The following is a 17,044-nucleotide window of genomic DNA, read 5'->3' as shown; positions in this document are numbered from 1 at the left end:
TTTACATGCTTTTAAGGTATCAACAAACTGCTATCACCATAACTAAGGAAACGAAAATCATGCGAAAGAGCATAATCATAAACTTTTCGCCAATCACCATTCAGAAATGCACTCACAAGTAGTAAAAGCGTTGATTGTGGCTGATGGAAATTGGTTATTAGCATTTTAACGATTTTGTACTTATAGCCCGGAGCAATAATTATTTGCGTACTTGAATGTAGGGCTTTCAGCTTGTCATTATCCAAATAATCCAATAGATTCCGGATTGCTTTTGACACAGAGAGCGGTTTTCCATTAATAAGCACGTTTCCTTTCTCATCATGCTCATACTCATAAGGCTCCCACTGCTTTACATGCAAATCAGCTTCCGTTGCTGTGGGGTTTGCTTCAAGTTTCGCTCCCATGTAATACAGACTCTCAAGCGTTCGAACACTCGTGGTGCCAACGGCTATGGCCGAGCAATCATGCTCAAGCAGATGTTCCAAAGTATGACGATGAACTACAACATATTCTGTATGCATGTCATGTCCTTGTATCTCTCTGCTTTTTACCGGCTTGAAAGTACCTGCTCCGACATGAAGCGTCAATTCATCACGAACAATTCCGCAATCGTCAAGGGCTTGTAGGACAGAATTTGTAAAATGTAGTCCGGCTGTCGGTGCCGCAACCGAACCTTTAATCTTTGAATATACGGTTTGATAAGTAGTTTTATCGCTTTCTTGAGTTTCTCTATTAAGATATGGTGGAATGGGCAATTCGCCAACCGCCTCAAGAATTTCGGCAAATGTTACTTTATCATTATCCCAACTAAAATCCACCCAATAGTTAGTCCCACCCTTAGCTTCAGTAATCTTCGACTTATCAATGGTTGCAGTCAGATGAAGAGATTTACCATTGATTTCAAATGTGCGGGAAAGGGTTCCGGATTTCCATTTTTTCAAATTACCAATCATGCACAACCATGAGCAAGTGGCATTTGTTTGAAACATTAGCTCGTAATCGGTTGGTTGAGCAGGTTCCATCAAGAAAATCTCTATTAATGCTCCCGTGTCCTTGCGAAAATGCATACGAGCCTGAATTACTTTCGTGTTGTTGAAAACCATCAATGCTCCCTTCGGAAGATGGCTTTTAAGATTGTAAAACAAATCTTCCGAAACCTCTCCATGCTTATAGAGCAGAAGTTTGCTATGATCCCTTTGTGGTAAGGGGAATTTAGCTATTCTTTGGTCGGGCAGAAGATAGTCGAATTCCGAGATTTTAATATGTTTTGTTTCTGTTTTCATTTGCATACTATAAAAAACCTAATTGAATTACCGCACGAATGATGCAGTATAAGAGTGTAAAGATAAAGACTGTGATAATGATATCAACGTCCGAAAAATTATAACCCGATGGCGTATATTGTGAAGATATAAATGGCATTGTAGGGGTAAACTTCTTGGATATTCGCATATAGCCTCCATAGATAAAAACAGAAATGAGACTTCCCATCAACATTCCCACAACGACATCAAGAGGGTAATGAACGCCCAAATACAAACGAGTCCAGCTATTTAGCATTGCCCATCCTATGAGAAAGAATGAAAGCAGTTTACTTCTCACCAACAGACTGAAGAAAACAGCTATTGCGAAGGTGTTACAAGCGTGTGCGGAAAAAAAGCTAAACCCTGATCCGGTATAGTTTCTAACCAACTGTAAGTCGGTGATAAGATCCGGATCCAACGAAGGGCGAACTCGTCCGATAAACGGTTTTATTACCCCGCCATTAAAACCATTTGATATCAGCATACACAGACCGACCGATAGGATAATAAGAAATATCTTATTCCATGCGTCATTATTCTTAATAATGAGATATAAAAGGGCTAAATACAATGGAATCCATGTAAATCCTGATGTCAGCAACAATACAAAATCATCAATGAAAACGTTATCGCTTCCATTGAATAGTTGCAAGAAAGATTTATCAAAATTTATCAATTGCTCCATCATAAAAGTCCACCTACTTTAAATTTCTTCTATCATGTCAGACTTAATCCATCCACTATCTCCGTTTGCCAAAGTTATACCTCGCCAATCTCTGATATTTCTATCTGTAATATTTACTCTCGTCCCTTCATGAATAATCATCAATGAAGCTGATTTGTTACTTGGAGTAAGTTTTACCTCAGCCATGGGCGATATTACAATCGCAGAATCATTATTGAGTAATTCAGAACGTTGGTAGAGTGCAAACACATTTGAGAATATAAAAAGTAAAAAGCAAGACACTGCCAAAAAGAAACCAATTTTTTTCCATTTGAGTTTGCTTTCAAAAAGATACACAAGGGTTAATGCCAATGCGAAGAATAAAGAAATTAAGCCTAAATACGCCCACCCATCTATACTTAATAGATTAATCAAAGCCTTTGTCCAGCTTACAAAAAACATTTCTGGTTTTGGCGGAATGCGGTCAATCGTCTTGGATTGTGCCAAGTTAAGATTGAAAAGTATGTCTTCATCGCTGGGAGAGAGCCGTAATGCCCTCTCATAAGCTATTATAGACTTGGTAATATCGTTATGTTTATAATAAGCATTGCCCAAATTGTAGAATAAATCAGCAGTTGCTTCCTTTGATAAAAGAGATTGATAAATATGTATTGCCTGTTCGTAATTTCCTGATTGATACGCTTTATCCGCATCCGTCTTCTTTTGGGAGAAAGCGTTTGAACTCCACAGAATACAGATGAAAAATTGTATAAAAAACATCCATAAAAGTATGTTCGAATGTACATCTTTGGTCTTCTTTTTCATAGTCTCCTCTATATCCGTAATTGCTGAAAGTGCAGATTCGTATGTTGATTTCATATTCCCCCGTTCATCTCCCGGTGCATAACGTTGAAACTCACATTCATCAAGAGCTTCAATGAATTTATTGATAGTTTGCTCACCAACATTCTTTTGAGAAAAAGTTTCTCTGATATTATTCCGAGATAATCGTTCAACAGGAATATCAAGTTTGTTGCTGACATATCCCCAAAGGGCATGGAGAACCTCATCATAAAACTCTGTTGATTTTCCTCGTTCCATCAGTTGTCTGGCATTGTGCATACGCACGATTGCAACCTTTCGCGCATTTTTACCTTTTAAGAAAACTATGTCGGCTTGCATGTGAGAGCGTTTCTTTAACCATTGAAGCATAACCACAAATGATATAACGATGAAAAAGAGTGTTAGCCAGAAAAAAACAGAGCCAAAGAAAGAATAACTAAAGATATTCTTTGTCCTACCGGTTTTAATAGCTCGAATATCACTCCAATTATTTTTTGTTATTGCTGACAAATCGTCAAATATTCCGTTTCCCTTTGCAACTTTAATCTTAAAAGCTCGAGTCTGAATTGTTTTATAGCTGTTTGAGGACGTATCGAAATATATATATTCTATTGCCGGTATTTCATAGACACCTTTTTTGTGAGGAACCGCCATAAAATCATAGACTATACTTCCCTCAGTTCCATTTACTCCCAACGTTGTTTTATCCGATACTTTGGCATCGTAAACATCAAAATCTTTAGGAAAACCAACAATGGGTTGTTTGAGTAATTTTAAGTTTCCCTGCCCACTAATAATTACGCGTAAGTTAATTGGGTCTCCTTCTTTAACTTCATCATTATTTAATTGGGCGGTTATATTTAATTTCCCCACTCCACCGGAGAAACCAACAGGCTTTTGAGGTAATGGGATAATCTTTAGTGTTAGTCCCGGGGCAATTATATCCTTATTTATATCTCCTCCGTCAGACATGAAAGCAAAAGGATCAAAATCATCGAACCCCGGTCTTATTGTTCCGTGAAAGGTAATAGAAGGAATTTTAGTCTTTCCGGGAACAAGGGGAAATAATACATATTGACTCCATGTGGTGCACTGATACTTCCGCCCCTTTACGATTTCCGTATGGAATGACTTTTGTTGAGGCAGTTTAACCTCTTGAATGTGAAATCCTGTAAGGTCGGGCATTTTACCGGCTAAACTAATAAGATTAACAGAAGTATATACCTTATAAGTCAAGACGATGGGTTCCTGCTCATATACTTTTGTTTTGTTTGCAGAAACTTTAATAAAAAGATCCTTAGAACCTACCGTCTTGCTTTCAGGACGAGTAACTTCGATTTCATCCGCATATTGTCCCTTCCCATTAGCAGATCTATTAATGTTGGCATTTCCAAATGCAGATAGTTTAACCGGTGTCGAGGCCAAGTTTTGTCCGTTAATGGTTATTTTTGCCGGTGGAAGAGTAAAATTGCCTTTTTTGGTAGCTACGAAAACATAGTCGTATGTTATAGATGATGAACTGCTTGTATGCCCATTGATTACTTGATAGCTTGACTGTTTACCAATGTATGGACCGGCAAGTATTTCTATTCCGTCAGGAATTTTTGCCAATTTAAAACCATCAATATTATCTGTATATACTGTATATTCAACTTGGAACTCCTCGCCTACCACAACTTGGCGTGGAGCTGCGACTCTAATCCTTTGTGCAACTGTAATTGTTGGGAGTATAATTGCAAGCAATAAATAAATATAACGTTTCATAATGCACTACCAATTCTTATCAATATTTTTTGTACTTGGCTGCCGCATTGATTTTTTCAATCTTTGTTGAGTTTCTTTTTCCTCTTGCATCGCGGCATCAAGCAATTTCTCAGCTACATCCTTACTCAACCGATTATCTTCTTTATTTTGTTTAGCCTTTTCATTTTGATGGGATGTATTTTTATTTTGGTTGTTTCGGTTGTTCTTGTTTGATTTATTATTCTTCGCTTGATTATTATTTTGCGATTGGTTCTTTTGTTGCCTCATGCAAAGTATAAGGTTATATCGGGCGTTATCATGTTTTGGGTTCGCTCGTAATGCGTTCTTATAAGCTGCAATAGCATTAACATAATCTTTCTTATTCTGATAAATTGTCCCTAAATTATAAAAAGAACTTGCCTTTCGCTGTTTGTTCTGTTCGAGTTCAGCTGCATATTTATATTGTTGGATAGCTAAAGAATCCTTTTGCTGCGCCTGTAAAGCACAACCTAAATTATAATTGGCAATTCCATTACTCGCATTCTTACTTATTGCTTTTCTATAATTGGTTTCTGCTTGGACATAATTGTGCTGCCGAAAGAATTTATTCCCCTCACGAATCAATTGCCTATCATTTTGTGCTGTTACACTTAATGCCATCAACACCAATAGACTTAATATAGATAAAGTTCTATTCATATTTTTTTATGAAATATATTCCACCTACTAATTATTGGATTTTTCACCTCCAATATAATGACATCAATTATTAAAAGTAGAATTATAAGAATTGCAACAGCCTGAAACTGATCGTTATAATCGCTGTATGTCATATTCTGGAACTCTCCTTTATGCATGACCCCTAATTCTTTGTTTAGCCGTTTCTCCACAGAGAAAGTATTATCAATATGAAGATACAGTCCGTTTCCAATTGATGCCAACTGTTTACACATCGGTTCATTGAGATGTGTTATAACCGGAGTTCCTGTTTTGTCTTTTAGATAATCTCCATTCTCTAAAGGAATTGGAGCACCATTCGCAGAACCTACACCAAGTATAAACACCCTAATACCAATTTTGCTTGCTTTTCGGGCTAAGTTTTCGGCATTTCCTTCATGATCCTCACCATCTGTAATAAGGATGATTGCTTTACCCGTTTTCTCATCTTGCGAAAAACTATGTATAGCTAAATTCAAAGCTTCACCTATGTCAGTTCCTTGTGTACCAATTAACGATGGGTCTATATTGTCAAGAAACATTTTTGCCGATACGTAATCCGCGGTAATGGGCAATTGAACATACGCATCACCGGCAAAAACAATGAGCCCAATTCTATCTTCTGTCAGATTATCTACAAGATTTTCAACCATCATCTTAGACCTTTCTAATCTTGATGGCGCAACATCCTGACAAAGCATGGAATTACTAATGTCCATTGCAATAATGGCTTCTATACCTTTGTGTTTATTGCTTATGCTCTTAACCCCAATTTGTGGACGAGCCAATAAAACACATATTAGGGAAAGCGAGATTTCAAGTAACACGAACTTTACTGTGGGACGATACTTGGAAACATCAGGAGAGAGTTGCCTTAATAAGGTTAAATCACCAAATTTCGACATTCGCTTTCTTCGTTTACGTATAGAGGCATAATAGATGGTTGCCAATATAGGTATTAGCAATAATAACCACAAGCAAAGCGGATTATCAAATCTAAACATTATGCTTTTATTTTTTTTGTTACATTCTACTATGGAATCCGTTTGAGCACGGTTATCCTAAGTAGTATTTCCATGAGAAAAATTATCAGGGCAAAAAATGCGAATGGCATATATGCCTCATAGCGTTTCCCATAATTTTTATTCTCTATCTTTGTCTTTTCCAATTTATCAATATCCTTGTAAATCTGTGAAAGCTCTTGCCTACTCTGTGCTCGATAAAATTCTCCGTTTGTCAAAACAGCGATTTCTTGCAGTGTGTTGTAGTCAATTTCTCCGACAGTCTTTGAGGATGCATCCATTGGTTGATCGCCTCCCAGGCCTATAGTATAAATTCTTATGCCAAACTTTTTTGCAATCTCTGCAGCCGTTTTAGGAGAAATATCGCCCATGTTATTGCTTCCGTCCGTCAAAAGAATAATTACTTTGCTTTTAGCCTTAATATTTTTAAGGCGACTTATGGCATTTGCCAAGCCCATTCCGATAGCCGTTCCATCTTTAATCAAACCATTGGCAGAGATATCCGGCCGAATGTTCATAAGCAAATTTGTCAAAGACACGTGGTCTGTTGTCATTGGACATTGCGTAAATGCTTCACCGGCAAATATCGTAAGTCCTATATTATCAGTAGGACGGCTACTAATAAACTCATTAGCAACATCTTTCGCCACTTCCATTCTATTGGGAGCTACATCTTGCGAGAGCATACTTGTTGAAACATCCATCGCAAGCATAATATTGATTCCATTGGAATAATCTTTACTCAATGGCTGATGAGTCTGTGGACGTGCCAATACCATCACTACAAGTGCAAATGTAAGAGAACGAAGAAAGATCGGAAGGTGAATTATCTTCATTTTAAAACTCTTCCTTCCGTACTCGTAGGCATATGTGTCTGCCATTCTAAGTGTAGGTTCTTTCCCTCTATTGCGTAGAAAATACCACAATACATAAGGAACAAGCAGAAGCAGCAGTAACAAATATTCTTTATTTGCAAATTCCATCTTCACAATGTTTTAATTGCTTAAAAGACTATAAATATTCCATGACACGAAACAAAAAAGTCCGGCGGTAATTATAAGGAAGGTCAATATAAGCAGTTTAAGAATGACTCGTTGTTTTCGATCATTCCCCACTTTGACTTTAGTCTTTTCATTCTCATTTGCTATTACTCCATGTTCAGATTTGGTTCCTTCAATAAATTTAGCAATATTGGTAAGATAATATGCATATTCTGATGTAGCGGTAGAAAATTTAGCAAATTTCACCAAGTCGGCTATTTCAAAAGCTGTCTGCAAGTAGTTCTCTTTCGTGTTGTAGCCATGGGCTTTTAGATGGTTTATGATTTCCTTGGACGTCATTTCCATCGCATTGAGACCAAACCTTTCGTATAAGTATTCACGCAAGACATTGATTAGGCGCGTATAATATAATTTTTGTTCGTCTTCATTTTTGAAACTTCCTATTTTCAACGTATTGATATTCGCAAGTGCTTTGACATGTGGTAAAATTGTCTGTCTTCTCCGTTTCATGGAAATTAAAGGTTTCGCATTGTTTAATCGAAGTCGAAGGAAATAAACCAAGAACAGATTCAATATCATCAATGTCGTCAGCCAAAATAAAGGCATCCATTCCGAGATGGCGAAAGGATTATTTTGAATGTCATCCGACGGACGTATTGTCGCAATGGTAGTTGTATCTATCTCTATAGTTGTTACCTTTAACTTTACGGGATTAGAATTCTGCTTTTTTTTGTTTACATATACCGGCACGGCAGGAAGTTTGTAGTTGCCTTCCTTCCATGATGTAATGGTGTAATTAAGCCGAACTATCACATTTTTCGTATTTGATATGGTATCTATCTGATGACCAAGAATCTCTATATTATCAGGTAGAGCTGACGCAAATTTTTCTTTTTGAAAAGATATATTCACTCCTTTGGGCGCTTTTACGGTAATTGCCCAATGAGTTTGAGATCCTATCATAATAGATGTGCTATCCAAAACAGCATCTATTTTCACTTGAGCACAAGAGAAGAGAGCTTGAAGTAGCAAAATCTGTATGAATATATATCTTTTCATTATCCTCTTTTTGCAAACAATATCATAAGTTTCTTAACAAAATCTTCACCCGTTGCTATGGAAATATTATCTACCTCACACTTGGAAAAAGTGTCGCGAAGATTTTCTTGGTGTCGAATCCAATATGCTTTATGTTCTTGGCGAACTACTTTACTTCCGGTGTCTATGAACATTTCATGTCCGGTTTCTGCATCTTTTATTTTCATCAATCCCACATTCGGTAATTCTTTAGAGCGGTGATCGTAAATTTGCAGTGCGATAACATCATGTTTACGGTTGGCTATTGTTAGTTCGTCTTTAAAACTCGACCGTACATAAAAGTCACTAAGCAAGAAAGCAGTACAATGCCTTTTTAAGGCTTTTATCAAAAATTCCAATGGAATCTTTAAGTTCGTACGTTGCCCGGAAGGTTGAAAGTCGAGCATTTCTCTAATGATGTAAAGAATATGCTTCCTACCTTTCTGTGGAGGTATAAATTTCTCTATTCGATCTGAGAAAAAGATAACACCGATTTTATCATTATTCTGTATTGCAGAAAAAGCTAAAGTTGCAGAAATCTCGGCAACCAAGTCCTTTTTTGTTTGTTTAATTGTTCCAAAATCCAGCGAACCACTTACATCAATTAGCAACATAACGGTAAGCTCACGTTCTTCTTCATAAACCTTGACAAACGGATGGTGGAAACGTGCCGTTACATTCCAGTCAATATCCCTGACATCATCTCCGTACTGATATTCGCGCACTTCGGAAAAGACCATACCTCTACCTTTGAAAGCAGAATGATACTGACCTGCAAAGATATTCTGACTAAGGCTGCGTGTCTTAATTTCTATTTTTCGTACTTTTTTTAATAAATCCGTGGTGTCCATTCAATTTGTCAAACAATAATGCTTTTCATCAGAAGTAAACAACTAACAAATTAGGGAACTTCAACTTTATTAATGACTTGGCGGACAATTTCTTCACTTGTGATATTGCTTGCCTCGGCTTCATACGATAAACCGATTCTATGGCGAAGAACATCATAAGCAACTGCTCGAATATCTTCAGGAACAACGTATCCACGACGTTTTATAAAGGCATAAGCCCTACTTGCTTTTGCCAAATTTATACTTGCGCGGGGACTGCCTCCGAAAGTAATCATTTGCTTTAATTCGCCCAAAGCATATCTTTCCGGAAAGCGTGTGGCGAAAACTATATCAGCAATATACTGCTCAATTTTTTCATCTATATAAACTTCCTTTACAATAGCTCTGGCATTCAGAATTTCCTCAGCGGTTGTAACTGCATCAACACGGAAATCAGTTTCTGCAAGGTTTTTCCGAATAACAAGCTTTTCTTCTTCCAACGTAGGGTAGTCAATGACAACTTTCAACATGAAGCGATCTACTTGCGCCTCAGGAAGCATATACGTTCCCTCTTGTTCTATCGGATTTTGAGTTGCCATCACCATAAAAGGAGTTGGAAAGGTGAAGGTTTGATCGCCTATCGTTACTTGATGTTCTTGCATCGCTTCAAGTAATGCACTCTGAACTTTAGCAGGTGCGCGATTTATTTCGTCAGCTAAAACAAAATTTGCAAAAATAGGACCTTTTTTGACGTGAAATCGTTCATCTTTTTGTGAGTATATCTGAGTTCCAATAACATCAGCAGGCAAAAGATCCGGAGTAAATTGAATGCGGCTATATTTCGATTCTATCAATTGTGAAAGAGTTTTGATAGCTAAAGTTTTTGCCAACCCGGGGACGCCCTCTAACAGGATATGTCCATTACTAAGCAAACTGATAAGTAAGGAATCAATTAAGTGTTGCTGACCAATAATTACTTGCCTCATACCTGTAATTAAATTGGTGATGAATGCGCTTTTTTGTTCAATCCGCGTATTTAATTCACGAATATCTAAAGCTTCTGTCATAACTAAATCAATTTATATCTTCATTATTTTATTGTTACGCAAAAGTAATACAAATAAAGTAATATGGATACAATTTACAGACTAAATAATATTAAAAAAGTTTCTTAAAGGTATCTTTTAAGAAACTTTTTAGTTATTTTCAAAATAGGCAACTCTTTTTCTGGAGATAACCCACCTGATGTATATACAATGCAACGTGCTATGCTTAAAAATATCATCATAACGTTGCAACCCCACCCTTTTTACCTCTTTTTTCTGTATTCAGGGCGGAGTTCAACTTTTGGAACTTTCATTGTATCGCCTTCTTTCATAGTCTCTGCATTATTGAGTACTTGGAAATAGCCTACCATGTCCGGTCCTAACGTCTTTTTACTATACGAACTCATATTTTCCCCTTTCTTAAGTACTACTTCTTTTTCAACTCCTACGATGTCATACGCACCATATCTGATTTTCGGGTTTGAACTTAACAATTTGTAATCCGATTTCTTAGTTGTTTTATCCTTTAGAGTATCAATGGAATTATCCTCTTTAACTATATCACTTTTAGGTATATTAGGTTTTACTACAACTTTATGTTTGGAAGTTGAAGTCAGTTGCTTTTTCGAGGCATCTGCATGTTTTCCTAAAGTGTAAATTCCAAAAATCACGCTCGCAAGGAAGATGGCTGTCAAGATGGTTATCCACGCCTTGTGCCTATTTTTTGGTGATATATCATGAGACGTGTCAAAGATACCATCATCACTCCCTGTTTCCTCACTATTAACGTTGTAATTCACGTTTGATACCCCCATGTTATTTGATGAAACCGTTGGAGCTTCATCCTGTACCTCATCCTTAATAATATCACATTCCTTTAGGTGTAAATTGTTTTTAGGGGAATCACTTTTGTTATTGATCACCTCTTTGGTATCATTGTCATACGTGGTGTTAGCTATATCAGGAACTTCTTCTTGCTGTCCAATCGCTGAGTTTTCTTTTGTATTGCTATCTGTTATATGAATTAAATCTGAGTTGTCATTTTCTTTATCTTCAAATGGATGAATGGGAATATCTACTTTCGTGTCGGATGACACCTCTATCTCGCCATCAGAGAGTGGCATAGTCTCATTGCCATTGTGTTTCGTTGCTTTCTGTTGATGGAGTGCATCGATTTTTGACAAGCTTCCGTTTGAATCATCAGAATACTGTATGAACTCTTTGTCTTCTTCATCCAAAGAAGACGCTTCCTCAAACTGAACCCCATCATTGAGTACTACTGTCTCAAAGTCGGAAAAAGGTTTATTTACCATTGCCTTCATGTAAGCATCAGGGGTGAAGCTCACCTTCTCATGTCTTTCTATAACGACTCTCTCGCCTGTATTGACATTAATGCTCTCACGTGCTTTTACAGATTGTATTTTAAAAGTTCCCAATCCCTTTATTTTTACAATCTTATCTTCTTTTAGACCTTGCTGAATCGTCTCAAAAAAAGCAGAAAGAAATTTATCAGCTTCTTTTATGGTAAGGTTATGCTTTTTAGCTACAAATTCAGTAACAATTTGAAGTGATGTTTTGCCCATTATTCATTCCCTCCATATCTTAATCTTTCCTTAATGGAAGCAGCCGGTCTGAAGCCCAGTACTAACTTTGGGGGGATAAGCATTTTTTGCCCTGTTGCCGGATTAACCATCACTCGTTCTACCCTCTTTTTTACCTCAAAGGTACCAAAGCCGGAGATGAGTAAAGAGTCACCGGTGTCGAAGGTGTTCACCATTCCAGCAAGAACAGTTTTCACTAATTGCTGAGTTTCTTCTTGAGAATAATCAGTTTGATTTGATAATGTTGCTATAAATTCTTTATTATTCATAAACAGAGGGCATAATAATCTTACGAATGTTACGTAAAAGTGATTTCTCCATACAAGTCAAATTCATCCGAATCGGTTATTCGAATGTTGTAGAATTTTCCAACTCTCAAATCATTATCTGCTTTGATCAAAACTTCCGGATCAACCTCAGGAGAACAGAATTCGCTTCTTCCCACATAATATTCCCCTTCTTTCCTATCAATAATCACTTTCATTTCCTTGCCAACTTTTTCAGCTTCAATCTCTGATGAGATTTGCTGTTGAAGTGCCATGAGGTCGCTTAAACGTTGCTGTTTAACGGATTCAGGTACATCGTCTTGATAATGTTTTGCACTGTAAGTTCCTTCTTCGTGTGAATAGGCGAAAGCTCCCATTCGCTCAAAACGTGCCCATCTTACAAATTCCATCAGTTCCCGGAAGTCATCTTCTGTCTCACCCGGAAAGCCAACCATTAGCGTTGTACGTAAATGTATTCCGGGCACTTTCCTTCTTACTTTCTTAATAAAATCAATCGTTTCTTGTTTTGTAACGTTACGTTGCATACGAGAAAGAACATTGTCAGAGATATGCTGTAGGGCGACATCCAGGTATTTGCACACTTGAGGCTTTTCACGTATCACATCCAAAAGATTGGTTGGGAATTGGTTTGGATAGGCATAATGCAGCCTTATCCATTCGACACCGGGTAAATCTGCCATGCGAGAAATCAGTTCGGATATATGTTGTTTTCCGTCAATATCCACCCCATAATAGGTCAGTTCTTGCTCAATAATTTGAAACTCCTTTGTTCCTTCAGCTGCAAGTTCTTTTACTTCTGCTAAAATCTCGCTCATCTGTCGAGAACGATGTCGTCCGGTGATGAGCGGAATAGCGCAATAAGCGCAATGACGATCGCACCCTTCAGCAATTTTAATAAATGCGTAATGATGCGGTGTGGTAAGGTGGCGTCGGTTGTTACATGATTTAATTTCCGCTTTCCCTAAATCCGTCAGAAGCTCTTTGTAATTAAACTTTCCATAAAATTTATCAACTTCCGGTATTTCCTTTTCAAGCTCGTTTTTATATCGCTGAGAAAGACACCCCATCACATAGAGTTTGTTAAGGCAACCGTTATTTTTCCTACTTACAAACTCTAATATAGTGTTGATACTCTCTTCTTTGGCAGAAGCTATAAATCCGCAAGTATTGATTACAGCTATTTCACCTTGAGGATGGTTGGGGTCATGAACACAATGATAGCCATTGGCCTCAAATTGTTTCATGATTAGTTCAGAATCAACTAAATTCTTTGAGCATCCTAATGTGATAATATCTATTTGGTTTTGCTTCATGTGATATTTTATTCAAAGAGAGAAAAATAGTTAGTAGTATTAATCTTGTTTAAACAGACTATCCACAAACTGCTCTTTGTTAAAGAGTTGAAGGTCTTCCATGCCTTCTCCAAGACCGATATATTTAACTGGTACTTTCAATTGATCGCTGATTCCGATAACAACACCGCCCTTTGCCGTTCCATCGAGTTTTGTGATGGCAAGAGAAGTTATTTGGGTTACGGATGCAAATTGTTTGGCTTGTTCAAAAGCATTCTGTCCCGTACTCCCATCCAAAACCAACATAACTTCATCGGGTGCTGATGGGAGAACTTTTTTCATGACATCCTTAATTTTCTTTAGCTCATTCATCAATCCAACTTTGTTATGCAATCGCCCTGCTGTATCAATAAGCACAACATCTGCATTATTTGCTTTTGCGCTTTGTAGCGTATCAAAAGCAACACTTGCCGGATCGGATCCCATTTGCTGTTTAATCACTGGAACGCCAACACGTTCTCCCCAAATGGAAATTTGCTCTACAGCCGCCGCTCTAAAGGTGTCGGCAGCCCCTAAATAGACCTTCTTACCCGCATTCTTAAATTGGTACGCTAATTTTCCAATGGTTGTGGTCTTACCTACGCCATTCACCCCTACCACAAGGATAACATAAGGTTTATGGTCAGATGGAAAATCCCAGTCCTCGGTATTCTCTGTATTATTTTCAGTAAGAAGTTTAGCTATTTCTTCACGTAAAACGCCATTGAGTTCTGTTGTGGAAACATATTTATCTCGAGCTATTCGTGATTCAATGCGCTCAATGATCTTCAAGGTCGTATCAACTCCTACATCAGAAGTAATAAGTATCTCTTCCAGATTATCTAAAACCTCATCATCAACTTTTGACTTACCGGCAACTGCGCGCGTCAATTTTGAAAACACGCTTTGTTTTGTCGTTTCAAGTCCTTTATCTAAAACTTCTTTTTTTTTCTTATTGAACAGTCCGAAAAATCCCATAATTAGCTAATTTGATGCAAAGTTAGCACAATTCACGCAAAAAAACGAATAAAAGAGTATGTATTGATTCGATGGAAAACTTACTTAATTCCAAGTGAGTCAAAAAAACAAATAAATTGTTGAGAATGAAACAACCATCCGGTGTCGAGCAGAAAGATATTGTAGTTATAATTCAAGGGGGCTTCCTTAATAAAAAATAAGGATTGCAATGTTTACAATCCTTATAGTTTATTATAAAATTTCTCAGTTATTAGTTCTTAAAGAAATCTTTAACTTGTTCGTTAGGAACCATTTGCTCGTCAAAAATATAAGCACCAGTCTTTGGGCTTTTTACCATTTTGATAACTTTTGTATATGCGCGACCATCCGTTGAGCCTTCGTGGAGGGTAGCGACCGCTTTCTTTGCCATAGTTTATTTGTTTTGACTATTAACGTAACAATACGATCTTACTTGATTTCCTTATGGAGAGTCATTTTCCTCAAAATCGGATTATACTTCATCAGCTCAAGACGCTCTGCAGTATTCTTGCGATTTTTTGTAGTGATATAACGACTTGTACCGGGAAGACCGCTATTTTTCATTTCCGTGCACTCAAGAATGACTTGCACTCTGTTTCCTTTAGCTTTTGCCATGATTCTTAGTCTCCTATTACTTTAATATCCTTCCAGTCAACATAACCTTTGGATACAGCTTGCTTCAATGCTTTATCCAAACCGACTTTATTGATTAAACGAAGACCAGCTGCACTAATCTTCAATGAAATCCAGCAACCTTCTTCTACATAGTAGAATTTCTTGCTGAAGAGGTTTACGTCAAAGCTGCGCTTTGTGCGATGCTTTGAGTGAGACACATTATTGCCCAATTGTGCCTTCTTACCGGTGATTTGACAAATCTTAGACATTTCTATCTTTGGTTTTGTGATTCGTTAATTGATACCTATTCCAAACAGGTTGCAAAATTACAAAAAAAAATCAAGTATGCAAAGGAAAGTCTTAGATAATCTATAGAATTAAGCTTTTTTTAAGATTACAATTCTTTGGAAAGTTTCTCATTCAGAAAGTCAAGCATCAATCTCATCGCTTTATTCGTTGCTATTGCCAAATTGATGTCACGTCCGAAATTCTCGGTTAGTCGAAATGTTCTGACGTCCTCAGCATTTCCATATCCCAGCCATATTGTACCCACGGGTATTTCTTGTGTTCCTCCACCGGGACCGGCTATTCCCGTTGCTGAAATAGCGAAATCGACATCAAGGCATTTAATAGCCCCTTTGACCATTTCTTGAGCTACCTCTTCGCAAACGGCAGTCTTCGCTTGTAGCGTATTGGGCGACACGCCTAAAATATTGGTTTTAATTTCATCTGAATATGAAATAATCCCACCTTTGAAATAATTGGATGCACCGGGAATTGACACGATGGCTTCGCTTATTCTTCCCCCCGTACAACTCTCAGCTGTTCCAAGTGTTAAACCTGAGTCGTATAACAAATCGCCAATTTGGCGAGAGATAATCTTACTTTCAAATTCCATTATTGTTTTATTTTGCTGTAATTTGCTTATTTATTCAAATGTCACCTTGCTAAATGCGGGTACATTTATCGTGGTAAACTTCTTTTCTCCATATTTAAATGTGCCTACACATGCAATCATTGCTGCGTTATCAGTGGTATAGCTGAACTTAGGAATATAAATGGTCCACCCATATTTTTTTGCATGTTCGTAGAACGAATTTCTTAGACCGTTGTTGGCAGAAACTCCACCGGCTACGGCGACATGCTTTATACCCGTATCTTTGACAGCTTTACGAAGTTTCTTCATTAAAATATCTACTATCGTAAATTCAAGACTGGCGGACAAATCTTTCTTATGATGCTCCACAAAATCAGGATCGGTCTTCACCCACTCTCTTAAATTATATAGAAAAGAGGTTTTAAGTCCGGAAAATGAATAATCATAACCTCCAACATTTGGTTCTGAAAACTTGAAAGTTTTCGGATTGCCCTGTCGTGCAAGTTTATCAATGATTGGTCCCCCGGGATAGCCGAGTCCCATCACTTTAGAACATTTATCAATGGCTTCGCCCGCTGCGTCATCTATGGTTTGTCCAAGCACTTCCATGTCATCATAGGCATTCACTTTTACAATTTGTGAATTTCCACCGGATACTAATAAACAAATAAATGGGAATGGCGGCATATGCGTGTCTTCCTCATCCTCTTTGATGAAGTGTGCTAAAACGTGTCCTTGCAAATGGTTTACCTCAATAAGTGGGATGCCCAATGAACGTGCAAAGCCTTTTGCAAAGCTTACTCCTACCAGCAAACTACCCATAAGCCCGGGTCCACGCGTAAAAGCGATTGCCGAAAGCTGTTCTTTGGTTATCCCGGCACGTTTGATGGCTTGGTCAACAACAGGAACCACATTCTGCTGATGCGCACGTGATGCCAATTCCGGAACTACGCCTCCGTATGCTTTATGAACGTCCTGAGAGGCAGTTACATTGCTAAGGATAATACCATTTTTTAGAACTGCTGCACTCGTATCGTCGCAACTACTTTCAATACCCAATATGTAAATGTCTTGTTTTATCATCCCATCA

18 protein-coding genes are annotated in these 17,044 nt (G+C 37.6%); all 18 read right to left on the bottom strand.

What is annotated here, in order from left to right; all coding sequences use genetic code 11:
* Window positions 1-11 precede the first annotated feature (11 nt).
* Window positions 12-1,283 carry an S-adenosylmethionine:tRNA ribosyltransferase-isomerase gene (locus E0E16_RS03220; RefSeq protein WP_130828794.1) on the bottom strand — a complete coding sequence of 424 codons (1,272 nt, stop codon included), beginning with the start codon at window positions 1,281-1,283 and terminating at the stop codon, window positions 12-14.
* A gap of 7 nt (window positions 1,284-1,290) precedes the next feature.
* Complete coding sequence (locus E0E16_RS03215) at window positions 1,291-1,992, bottom strand: phosphatase PAP2 family protein (protein WP_130828793.1); 702 nt, start codon at window positions 1,990-1,992, stop codon at window positions 1,291-1,293.
* Between the two features lie 15 nt (window positions 1,993-2,007).
* Window positions 2,008-4,575, bottom strand: coding sequence for a BatD family protein (locus E0E16_RS03210; RefSeq protein WP_130828792.1), 2,568 nt, complete (start codon window positions 4,573-4,575; stop codon window positions 2,008-2,010).
* Between the two features lie 6 nt (window positions 4,576-4,581).
* The gene (locus tag E0E16_RS03205; RefSeq protein ID WP_130828791.1) at window positions 4,582-5,253 is read right to left on the bottom strand and encodes a tetratricopeptide repeat protein; all 672 of its coding nucleotides are present in this window, start codon (window positions 5,251-5,253) and stop codon (window positions 4,582-4,584) included.
* Entirely contained in the window at window positions 5,250-6,275 is a 1,026-nt protein-coding gene (locus E0E16_RS03200; RefSeq protein ID WP_130828790.1) for a VWA domain-containing protein, read from the bottom strand. The genes E0E16_RS03205 and E0E16_RS03200 overlap by 4 nt, the downstream gene beginning before the upstream one ends.
* 29 nt (window positions 6,276-6,304) lie before the next feature.
* Window positions 6,305-7,276, bottom strand: coding sequence for a vWA domain-containing protein (locus tag E0E16_RS03195; protein WP_130828789.1), 972 nt, complete (start codon window positions 7,274-7,276; stop codon window positions 6,305-6,307).
* A gap of 12 nt (window positions 7,277-7,288) precedes the next feature.
* A complete protein-coding gene (locus E0E16_RS03190; protein WP_130828788.1) occupies window positions 7,289-8,353 on the bottom strand; it encodes a BatD family protein in 1,065 nt (354 codons plus the stop codon).
* Entirely contained in the window at window positions 8,353-9,222 is an 870-nt protein-coding gene (locus E0E16_RS03185; RefSeq protein WP_130828787.1) for a DUF58 domain-containing protein, read from the bottom strand. Before E0E16_RS03185 ends, E0E16_RS03190 begins: the two co-directional genes overlap by 1 nt.
* A gap of 50 nt (window positions 9,223-9,272) precedes the next feature.
* The gene (locus tag E0E16_RS03180; RefSeq protein WP_130828786.1) at window positions 9,273-10,268 is read right to left on the bottom strand and encodes an AAA family ATPase; all 996 of its coding nucleotides are present in this window, start codon (window positions 10,266-10,268) and stop codon (window positions 9,273-9,275) included.
* A gap of 242 nt (window positions 10,269-10,510) precedes the next feature.
* Window positions 10,511-11,830 (bottom strand): HU family DNA-binding protein, encoded by a 1,320-nt coding sequence (locus tag E0E16_RS14185; RefSeq protein WP_240048131.1) that lies wholly within the window; start codon window positions 11,828-11,830, stop codon window positions 10,511-10,513.
* A complete protein-coding gene (locus E0E16_RS03165) occupies window positions 11,830-12,117 on the bottom strand; it encodes an HU family DNA-binding protein (RefSeq protein ID WP_130828785.1) in 288 nt (95 codons plus the stop codon). The genes E0E16_RS14185 and E0E16_RS03165 overlap by 1 nt, the downstream gene beginning before the upstream one ends.
* A gap of 29 nt (window positions 12,118-12,146) precedes the next feature.
* Window positions 12,147-13,448: a 30S ribosomal protein S12 methylthiotransferase RimO gene (rimO, locus tag E0E16_RS03160; protein WP_130828784.1), complete on the bottom strand. Its 1,302-nt coding sequence runs from the start codon at window positions 13,446-13,448 to the stop codon at window positions 12,147-12,149.
* Window positions 13,449-13,487: 39 nt separating this feature from the next.
* Entirely contained in the window at window positions 13,488-14,444 is a 957-nt protein-coding gene (gene ftsY / locus E0E16_RS03155) for a signal recognition particle-docking protein FtsY (RefSeq protein ID WP_130828783.1), read from the bottom strand.
* 250 nt (window positions 14,445-14,694) lie between these two features.
* On the bottom strand, window positions 14,695-14,853 hold the full coding sequence (locus tag E0E16_RS03150) for a DUF4295 domain-containing protein (RefSeq protein WP_130828782.1): 159 nt from the start codon (window positions 14,851-14,853) through the stop codon (window positions 14,695-14,697).
* Between the two features lie 38 nt (window positions 14,854-14,891).
* Entirely contained in the window at window positions 14,892-15,080 is a 189-nt protein-coding gene (gene rpmG, locus E0E16_RS03145) for a 50S ribosomal protein L33 (protein WP_130828781.1), read from the bottom strand.
* Between the two features lie 2 nt (window positions 15,081-15,082).
* Window positions 15,083-15,346, bottom strand: a complete 264-nt coding sequence (gene rpmB / locus E0E16_RS03140) for a 50S ribosomal protein L28 (RefSeq protein WP_130828780.1) — start codon at window positions 15,344-15,346, stop codon at window positions 15,083-15,085.
* 125 nt (window positions 15,347-15,471) lie between these two features.
* Complete coding sequence (locus E0E16_RS03135; protein WP_130828779.1) at window positions 15,472-15,975, bottom strand: CinA family protein; 504 nt, start codon at window positions 15,973-15,975, stop codon at window positions 15,472-15,474.
* Window positions 15,976-16,005: 30 nt separating this feature from the next.
* Window positions 16,006-17,037 carry a tRNA (adenosine(37)-N6)-threonylcarbamoyltransferase complex transferase subunit TsaD gene (gene tsaD / locus E0E16_RS03130; protein WP_130828778.1) on the bottom strand — a complete coding sequence of 344 codons (1,032 nt, stop codon included), beginning with the start codon at window positions 17,035-17,037 and terminating at the stop codon, window positions 16,006-16,008.
* Between the last annotated feature and the right edge of the window lie 7 nt (window positions 17,038-17,044).

It is taken from the genome of Prevotella rectalis, assembly GCF_900607215.1.
GTDB classification, from domain to species: Bacteria; Bacteroidota; Bacteroidia; order Bacteroidales; family Bacteroidaceae; genus Prevotella; species Prevotella brunnea.
This window is presented reverse-complemented; position numbering and strand designations above follow the sequence as displayed.